Below are 8,239 nucleotides of genomic sequence, written 5' to 3'. Positions count from 1 at the left end.
CCGATGTGGAGCGGGTGATGTCACTTTGTAGCCGAGATTGGATAAAACTGACCTAATGTTTAATCCGATTGGTATAAGCCAGACTGTCGGGTCACCTCCGTGGTGACAAAAAAGCCGGCGCAGGGGCGCCGGCTTTTTCTTGTTCGGGAGCGTGGGGCGCTTAGCCCAGGATCTGGTCCCGGTGCAGCCCCAGCACGATCAGCAGCCCGATGAAATAGAAGGCGCTGAGCTTGATGCCGAGAATGGTGAGCAGGCCGGCGCACAGACGCACCAGGGCCTTGTGCAGCCAGGATCCGGTGAAGCGGTACATGATCACTCCACCGCGTCGGCCGGCGCGAACTCCGGCACCTTGGCCATGGCATCCAGCACCACTTGGATGTCGGCCCCCGGCTTGCAGGCATTCTCGCTCAGATGGCGACGCCAGGCGCGCGCCCCCTGCATGTTCTGGAACAACCCCAGCATGTGGCGGGTCATGTGGGAGAGGTAGTTGCCCTTGGCCAGCTCCTGTTCGATGTAGGGCAGCATCATCCGCACCACCTCGTGGCGGCTTGGCACGGCATGGTTCTCGCCGAACACCAGATTGTCCACCTGGGCCAGAATGTAGGGGTTCTGGTAGGCTTCGCGGCCCATCATGACCCCGTCGAGGTGCTGCAGATGTTCAAGAGTCTGTTCCAGACTGGTCACCCCGCCGTTGATGACAATGGTCAGATCCGGGTAATCCTGCTTGACCTGGTAGACGCGAGGATAATCGAGGGGCGGGATCTCGCGGTTCTCTTTCGGGCTCAGGCCGCTCAGCCAGGCCTTGCGGGCGTGGACGATGAAGGTATCGCAACCGGCGTTCCGTACCTGCTCGATGAAGGCCTGCAAGAACTCGTAGGAGTCTTGCTCGTCGATGCCGATACGGGTCTTCACGGTGACCGGAATGTCGACTACGTCGCGCATTGCCTTGACGCAATCAGCCACCAGCGCGGGTTCGCCCATGAGGCAGGCGCCGAAGCGGCCGTTTTGCACCCGATCGGAAGGGCAGCCGACGTTGAGGTTGACCTCGTCATAGCCGCGCTCCTCGGCGAGCCTGGCGCAGCGGGCCAGGTCTGCCGGGTTGCTGCCACCCAGTTGCAGGGCGAGAGGGTGTTCCTGCTCGCTGTAGCCCAGATAGTCGCCCTTGCCGTGGATGATGGCGCCCGTGGTCACCATCTCGGTATAGAGCAGGGTCTGGCGGGTCATCAGACGGTGGAAACAACGGCAATGCCGATCGGTCCAGTCCAGCATGGGGGCGATGGAAAAGCGCTGCGCCTGCATAAAAATCATCCGGGTTGGCCAAACAAGGGGCGGGATTCTATCACAACGTGAGACAGCCCCAGAAAATGAATTTTGTCGCCGCGCACTGGGGGCCCTGTGATAGTATCCGGCTAATTGACAGGGTATCTGCGTGAACATGAATCAAGACCAACTTCTACAACGAGCGGAACGCCTCTGCGAGCAGCGAGGGATCCGTTTCACCCCGACACGGCGCCAGGTGTTCCAGCTGCTTGCCGCCCACGGCAATGCCATCAGTGCCTATGATTTGCTGGCCCAGTTGCAGCAGACCGAGGCTCATGCCAAACCGCCTACCGTCTATCGGGCGCTCGACTTCCTGCTCGAACAGGGCTTTGCCCACAAGGTGGAGTCGCTCAACGCCTTCATCTTCTGCTGCCACTTCGACCATGCCCACCCGATGCAACTGCTGATCTGCGATCGTTGCGGTGAGGTAGTGGAGCTGCACGATCCCGCCATCGACGGCGCCTTTTCCGAGCAGGCTCATCAGCATGGTTTTACTATTACCAACAAGACCATAGAAGCCCATGGTCAATGTGCCCGCTGTTCCGTTACCGTAGGAAGTCAAGATGAAGGCTGATTTTGTAAACCCGTTCCTGCTCTCCCTGCTCAACGTGCTCTCCACCATGGCACAGCTGGAACTCAAACCGGGCGCGCCCAAGCGCAAGACGGACGAGCTGGCTCGGGGAGATGTCTCCGGCCTGATTGGCATGGTGGGTCCGCAGACCCGGGGTTCCCTCTCCATCAGCTTCGAGAAGGGGCTGGCACTGGAGATCATGCGTCGCATGCTGGGGGAGGCGCCGGCCACCATCAACGAGGAAGTGACCGACATGGTGGGCGAGATCACCAACATGGTGACGGGCGGCGCCAAACGCATGCTGGGGGAGAAGGGCTATGAGTTCGACATGGCGACCCCGGTCATCGTCTCCGGTCCCAATCACACCATTACTCACCGGGCCGACGGCGCCAAGATCATGATGCCGTTCGAATCGGAGTATGGCCGTGCCACCATCGAGATCTGCTTCGAGTAATCGCCATGTGGAAGATGCTGAAATGGAGTGTCATCGGTGGGGTGGTGCTGCTTATCCTGTCGGATATCGAGATCAGCACCTCTCTTTACAAGTACGAAGACAACCGCGTGGAGATCAACTTCCCGCGCTGGCAGGCTGACCAGCCCTGGGGCACCCTGCGCTGGCATGCGGGCCGGTTTGAGCATCACTGGTACGGTCTTGCAGGCAAACCCAAGCCCGCAACCGTACTCTGAGGAGCGCTCTCCACAACGGATGGACCAGATTGCACCAACAAAAAAGAGGCCAGCGAATGCTGGCCTCTTTATTTGGTCAAGATCTGTTATCAGGCCGCTTCTGCAGCCAGCTTGCCATTGCCACGCACCATGACACCGAGGCCACAGGCCAGCAGGGTCGGCAGCAACCAGGCCAGGCCCTTGTCAAACAGCGGCAGGAAGGCGAACGCATCCATCTTCATGCCGGCGGCGCCCAGGCCGTCCAGGCAGCCGAACAGGAAGGCGACCAGCAGCACGGAGCGGAACACCAGACGGGGGCGACCGAAGTAACCCTTCAGGAAGGTGACCAGTACCAGCGCCACGGCAACCGGGTAGATGGCGACCAGCACCGGAATGGAGAGGCTGATGAGCTGGCTCAGGCCCACGTTGGCCACGATGCCGCAGATGACACCCAGCAGCACGACCAGCTTCTTGTAGCTCATGCCGGTCAGGTTGTGGAAGAAGTCGGAGCAGGCGGAGATGAGGCCGACGGCCGTGGTGAAGCAGGCCAGGGTGATGATGGCTGCCAGGATGAACTGACCCGGTTGGCCGAACAGACTCAGTACGTAGGCGTTGACGATGGCACCGCCGTTGCTCACGTCGGTGGCGACGCCGGCAGCGGTGTTGCCCAGCTGGAACAGGGAGACATAGACCACGGAGAGACCGATGGCGGAGATGATGCCCGCGATGGCCAGGTACTTGAACTGGCTCTGGTAGTCATGGATGCCTTTCTGGCGCAGCAGGTCGACGATCAGGGCACCGAACATCAGGGACGCCAGGGTGTCCATGGTGTTGTAGCCTTCCAGAATGCCCTTCACGAAGGGGGTGCTCTGGTAGTCACCGGATGCGGCAGGCATGCTTCCTTGCGGTGCGACGAAGACACCGATGGCCAGGGTCAGCAGCAGCAGCATCAGCAGCGGGGTCAGGTACTTGCCGATGGCATCCATCAGCTTGCCCTGGTTGAGGGAGACCAGGATGGCCACGCCGAAGAACAGTACTGTGTAGGCAGCCAGACCGGATGGTCCCATGTCGCCAAGGAAGGGCTTGAGGCCCATCTCGTAGGCCACCAGGCCGGTACGGGGGGCGGCGAAGGCCGGGCCGATGATGATGTAGATGGCGACGGCCAGTGCGGTGGCCACGCCGGCCGGCAGCAGCTTGGTCATGCCGGCCCAGCCGTTGCCAGCCTTGGCGACGGCGATGATGGTGATGAGGGGCAGGCCCACGGCGGTGACCAGGAAGCCCAGCATGGCCAGGGAGAGGTGCTCACCCGCCATGAAGCCGGCCAGGGGCGGGAAGATGATGTTGCCTGCGCCCAGATAGAACGCAAAGGTCATGAAGCCCAATCCGAGTACATCGGACAATGTGAGTGATTTCGTCAAGTTCAACCTCGTCTGTCTTGTAAACTATTGCTTGTTATAGTTTTTTATTTGTCAGTGACCGGCACTTTCCGGGGGTAAAAAAAAGAGCCCCGCTGGTTTTTTCATCGCGACCAGTGGTTTGAACTGGTCTTGAGCGGGCGCTCATTTAGCAGTCAGCATAATGATGTGAAAAAATAGTTCAAGGCAAAATTTACATCTTCAAATAGAAGGGGCTGGTTAGTTGGATATATCTGTCGGAATAGCCTCCCGTGGCAGAATGGATCACAATTTCACCCCTCTCACACTTGTTTAATCCTCTGCCAAGCAGCAATAAAACACGATTTGCCTCTTTCCCCTCTCTGGTGGTAACAGCCAGATAACAACGCTCATACAGATCATAACTCGACGAAATGCATAAAATTTCATCCGCCATCGCCGTGGGCAGCACCAGGGCCAGTTGCCCGGTACGGCTCAGCAGGCGATCGCTGGCGGCCAGCAATCCCCTTGGGTCGAGCCCCCCGGTATGACGGGCCAGAGCCCTGGCCGGATCGCGAAGTGTCTGGCCTGCCGGGAAATAGGGCGGGTTGGAGACGATGAGATCGTAAGGGGGGGCGAGGTGATCCTGAATGGCGCTCTCTATGATGGTGACCCGCTCACGCCAGGGGGAGGCCGTCACATTCTCCTGGGCCTGCATGGCTGCATCCTTATCCAGCTCCACCCCGTCTATGTGGCAGTCGTTCGTGCTGCGCTGGGCCAGCATCAGGGCGATGAGGCCGCTGCCGGTGCCGATGTCCAGCACCCGGCGGGCGCTGTCGACCGGCGCCCAGGCTCCCAGCAGAATGCCGTCCGTACCGACCTTCATGGCGCAGCGGTCGTGATCGATGTGAAATTGCTTGAACGTGAAACCGTTGTTGCGCCCCATTCGGCCCTCCTCCTGTGCCTGCCCGCGGAAAATGGCCGGCGATTATAGCGGCTAAGCCACAGTCACCATAGGAGCCGGCGGCATAATCGCCTATAATCTGCCGCTTCCTTAATGACCGAGTATTGCCATGAGCCAGTCCTTTGATGATTTCGACCTGAATCCAGCCCTCAGTCGGGCCTTGGCCGAGATGGGATTCACCCGCCCCACCACCATCCAGCAGATGGTGCTGGAGCCAGCCCTGGACGGCCGCGATATTCTGGCTTCTGCGCCGACCGGAACCGGCAAGACCGCCGCCTTCCTGCTGCCCGCGATGCAGCACCTGCTGGACTTCCCGCGTCGCAAGCCGGGTCCGTGCCGCATGCTGATCCTGACTCCGACCCGCGAGCTCGCGCTGCAGGTGAGTGCTCACGCCAAGGCCCTGGCGGTGCACACCCATCTCAGCATCGAGACCATCATCGGTGGTGTCAGCCATGAAGAGCAGCTGCCTGCCCTGACCAAGACCACCGACATCGTGGTGGCCACCCCGGGCCGTCTGCTCGAGTACATCGAGAAAGAGGAGTTCGAGAGCCACGACATCGAGGTGCTGGTGCTGGATGAAGCGGACCGGATGCTGGACATGGGCTTCATCAAGGACGTGAACCGCATCGTGGAAGAGGCGCGCTACCGCAAGCACACCATGCTCTTCTCCGCCACCCTGGAAGGGGCCGGCCTCGAGAAGTTTGCGAGCGAGATCCTCAAAGACCCGGTTGAGCTGCACGCCGAGCCGCCCCGCAGTGAGCGCCGCCCCATCACCCAGTGGATCCACCTGGCCGATGATGCCGCCCACAAGCTGGCTCTGCTGGTGCACATCCTGAAAAACCCGGAAACCCAGAAGGCCATCATCTTCGTCAAGACCCGTGAGCGACTGGCGGAGCTTTCCGGCCAGTTGCAGGCGGCAGGCGTGCCCTGCGCCTGGATCCGTGGCGAGATGGAGCAGGCCAAGCGCATCGAGTCTATCCGCAAGTTCCACGAAGGGGAGGTGCCCTTCCTCATCGCCACCGACGTGGCTGCCCGCGGCATCGACCTGCCGAACGTCAGCCATGTCATCAACTACGACATGCCCTACGGCGCGGATGTCTATGTGCACCGCATCGGTCGTACCGGTCGTGCCGGCAACCGTGGCTGCGCCATCAGCCTGGTGGAAGCTCACGACATGGCCATGGTCGCCAAGATCGAACGCTACACCGAGGAGCGCCTCAAGCGCCGGGTGATCGATGAGCTGCGCCCCAGACACAAGGAAGCGCGGGTGCCGGTGAAGAAGAAAAAGCCGAAGGATGCCAAGAAGTCGGCAAAGAAGAAAAAGAAGTAATGCCCCCGAGCACAGTTGAAACGGCCATCCCAGGATGGCCGTTTTGCTGTCTGCTGCCTGGGGAGTGGCCTGAGAGAGGCGCAGAAAAAAGCCGACGCAAGGACGTCGGCCAACAAAAAGTGCTTACAACAGAGGATTCACAGAGTCAGACCCGAGGATCTCCGACTTGGTTCCCTTGAATGTGTAATTAATTTTCAGCGCGCTTGAACATCAGGGTATTGGCGTCGGACTCTTCCGGTACAAAGTAGTAGCCGTCGGCATTGAAACCGGTCAGCTGTTCCACCCGGGTGAGCCGATGCTTGATGATATGGCGTGCCATCATGCCGCGGGCCTTCTTGGCGTAGAAGCTGATGATCTTGAACTGGCCGTTCTTCTCGTCCTTGAAGACCGGGGTGATGATGCGCCCCTGCAGGGCTTTCGGGCGCACCGACTTGAAATACTCGTCGGAGGCGAGGTTGATCAGTACGTCGTCCCTCTGGGCTGCCAGCGCCTTGTTCAGGTGCTCAGTGATGATGTCGCCCCAGAACTGGTAGAGGTCCTTGCCGCGCTGGTTGTCGAGGCGGATCCCCATCTCCAGGCGGTAGGGCATCATGAGGTCAAGCGGCCGCAGTACGCCATAAAGGCCGGAGAGCATGCGCAGGTGGGCCTGGGCGAAGTCGAGGTCGGCCTCGCTGAAATCTTCTACGGCCAGACCGGTGTAGACATCCCCCTTGAAGGCCAGCAGCGCCTGGCGGGCGTTGGCCGGCGTGAAGTCAGGCTGCCACTCGGCAAAGCGGGCGGCGTTGAGGCCGGCGAGCTTGTCGCTGATCTTCATCAGGCTGGCGATCTGGTCCGGGCTCAGTTGACGAGCCCGGGTGATCAGTGCTGCGGAGTGGTCCAGCAGTTCGGGTTGGGTGAAACGGGAGGTCACCAGGGGTGACTCGTAATCCAGCGTCTTGGCCGGGGAAACCACAATCAGCATAACTGTCCTTTACTAGCGGTGACGCACGCCCCTCATTCATCCAGGGTCACGTTGTCGAGAGTGCCTGCGCCCAGCTGCTCGCGACCCGACAGCTTGATGAGCAGTCGCAGGTCGTTGGCGGAGTCGGCATGGGCAAGGGCCTCACTGTAGCCAATTTGGCCGGCGCAGAACAGGCCGAACAGCGCCTGATCGAAGGTCTGCATGCCGAGCTCGCCGGATTTGGTCATCACCTCCTTGAGTCTGTGCATCTCTCCCTTGCGGATGATGTCGGTGACGAGCGGGGTGTTGAGCAGGATCTCGAAGGCGGCGACCCGGCGCTGCCCATGAGCGGAGGGGAGCAGCTGCTGGGCGACGATGGCGCGCAGGTTGAAGGAGAGATCGAACAGGAACTGGCGGTGCTTCTCCTGGGGGACCAGATGCAGGATGCGATCCAGCGCCTGGTTGGCATTGTTGGCGTGCAGGGTGGCGAGGCAGAGGTGCCCCGTCTCGGCGAACTGGATGGCGAACTCCATGGTCTCCTGGGAGCGGATTTCACCGATGAGGATGACATCCGGGGCCTGGCGCAGGGAGTTTTTGAGGGCGACATCGAAGGATGCGGTGTCGATCCCCACCTCCCGCTGGGTCACCAGACAGCGATCGTGCTGATGGACGAACTCCACCGGATCCTCCACCGTCAGGATGTGGCCGTCACCGTGCTGGTTGCGAAAGCCGATCATGGCCGCCTGGGTGGTGGACTTGCCGGCGCCAGTGGCGCCGACGAAGAGCACCAGCCCGCGTTTGGCCATGGCGACCTCCTGCAGGATGGGAGGCAGCACCAGCTCGTCAAAGGTGGGGATGCGGGTCTCGATGCGGCGCAGCACCATGCCCGGCATATCCTGTTGCCAGAAAGCGCTGACCCGAAAGCGCCCCAGCGAGCCTCGCTGGATGGCGTAGTTGGCCTCGCGGGTGTGCAGGAAGCGCTCGAAGTGGGTCTCGTCCAGGTAAGTATTCACCGGAACAGTATTGACACAGGAAAAATGAGACGATCGTCTCTTGATCCCACTTTCCTGCTTGC

General features: G+C 60.8%; 9 protein-coding genes and 1 pseudogene. 4 read left to right on the top strand and 6 right to left on the bottom strand.

Annotated features, from left to right (window positions below):
* Positions 1-160 precede the first annotated feature (160 nt).
* Both PG896_RS19850 and dusA read right to left on the bottom strand, forming a co-directional pair.
* Entirely contained in the window at positions 161-310 is a 150-nt protein-coding gene (locus tag PG896_RS19850) for a hypothetical protein (protein ID WP_080944170.1), read from the bottom strand.
* Positions 311-312: 2 nt separating this feature from the next.
* A complete protein-coding gene (gene dusA / locus PG896_RS19845) occupies positions 313-1,299 on the bottom strand; it encodes a tRNA dihydrouridine(20/20a) synthase DusA (protein ID WP_270836119.1) in 987 nt (328 codons plus the stop codon).
* 136 nt (positions 1,300-1,435) lie between these two features.
* Here dusA and zur point away from each other — a divergent pair, with 136 nt between their 5' ends.
* From zur to PG896_RS19830, 3 genes are read left to right on the top strand one after another with little or no spacing between them, the layout of a single operon-like run.
* Positions 1,436-1,894 (top strand): zinc uptake transcriptional repressor Zur, encoded by a 459-nt coding sequence (gene zur, locus PG896_RS19840; RefSeq protein ID WP_043153132.1) that lies wholly within the window; start codon positions 1,436-1,438, stop codon positions 1,892-1,894.
* Positions 1,884-2,345: a chemotaxis protein CheX gene (locus PG896_RS19835; RefSeq protein WP_010673043.1), complete on the top strand. Its 462-nt coding sequence runs from the start codon at positions 1,884-1,886 to the stop codon at positions 2,343-2,345. Before zur ends, PG896_RS19835 begins: the two co-directional genes overlap by 11 nt.
* A gap of 5 nt (positions 2,346-2,350) precedes the next feature.
* Entirely contained in the window at positions 2,351-2,578 is a 228-nt protein-coding gene (locus PG896_RS19830; protein ID WP_039039956.1) for a hypothetical protein, read from the top strand.
* An 89-nt stretch (positions 2,579-2,667) separates the two neighbouring features.
* On the opposite strand, the gene brnQ is transcribed toward PG896_RS19830, so the two are convergent.
* Positions 2,668-3,975 carry a branched-chain amino acid transport system II carrier protein gene (gene brnQ, locus PG896_RS19825; protein ID WP_080944186.1) on the bottom strand — a complete coding sequence of 436 codons (1,308 nt, stop codon included), beginning with the start codon at positions 3,973-3,975 and terminating at the stop codon, positions 2,668-2,670.
* Between the two features lie 190 nt (positions 3,976-4,165).
* Positions 4,166-4,876: a tRNA1(Val) (adenine(37)-N6)-methyltransferase gene (locus PG896_RS19820; protein ID WP_171864937.1), complete on the bottom strand. Its 711-nt coding sequence runs from the start codon at positions 4,874-4,876 to the stop codon at positions 4,166-4,168.
* Between the two features lie 127 nt (positions 4,877-5,003).
* Here PG896_RS19820 and srmB point away from each other — a divergent pair, with 127 nt between their 5' ends.
* Positions 5,004-6,224: an ATP-dependent RNA helicase SrmB gene (gene srmB, locus PG896_RS19815; RefSeq protein WP_041210934.1), complete on the top strand. Its 1,221-nt coding sequence runs from the start codon at positions 5,004-5,006 to the stop codon at positions 6,222-6,224.
* 187 nt (positions 6,225-6,411) lie between these two features.
* Here srmB and yaaA read toward each other — a convergent pair whose 3' ends face one another.
* A complete protein-coding gene (yaaA, locus tag PG896_RS19810) occupies positions 6,412-7,185 on the bottom strand; it encodes a peroxide stress protein YaaA (RefSeq protein WP_069652225.1) in 774 nt (257 codons plus the stop codon).
* Between the two features lie 32 nt (positions 7,186-7,217).
* Positions 7,218-8,165: pseudogene (locus PG896_RS19805) on the bottom strand (PilT/PilU family type 4a pilus ATPase); the annotation flags it as partial.
* Positions 8,166-8,239: the final 74 nt, after the last annotated feature.

The organism is Aeromonas sp. QDB30, from assembly GCF_027707645.1.
GTDB lineage: Bacteria > Pseudomonadota > Gammaproteobacteria > Enterobacterales > Aeromonadaceae > Aeromonas > Aeromonas caviae.
The sequence above is the reverse complement of the archived record's forward strand: the minus strand, read 5'-3'. Positions and strand labels throughout refer to the sequence as shown.

Coding starts and splice junctions, on each gene's coding strand:
- yaaA (WP_069652225.1), bottom strand. CDS start 7,185: ATGCTGATTGTGGTTTCCCCGGCCAAGACGCTGGATTACGAGTCACCC.
- PG896_RS19830 (WP_039039956.1), top strand. CDS start 2,351: ATGTGGAAGATGCTGAAATGGAGTGTCATCGGTGGGGTGGTGCTGCTT.
- PG896_RS19820 (WP_171864937.1), bottom strand. CDS start 4,876: ATGGGGCGCAACAACGGTTTCACGTTCAAGCAATTTCACATCGATCAC.
- zur (WP_043153132.1), top strand. CDS start 1,436: ATGAATCAAGACCAACTTCTACAACGAGCGGAACGCCTCTGCGAGCAG.
- PG896_RS19835 (WP_010673043.1), top strand. CDS start 1,884: ATGAAGGCTGATTTTGTAAACCCGTTCCTGCTCTCCCTGCTCAACGTG.
- srmB (WP_041210934.1), top strand. CDS start 5,004: ATGAGCCAGTCCTTTGATGATTTCGACCTGAATCCAGCCCTCAGTCGG.
- dusA (WP_270836119.1), bottom strand. CDS start 1,299: ATGCAGGCGCAGCGCTTTTCCATCGCCCCCATGCTGGACTGGACCGAT.
- PG896_RS19850 (WP_080944170.1), bottom strand. CDS start 310: ATGTACCGCTTCACCGGATCCTGGCTGCACAAGGCCCTGGTGCGTCTG.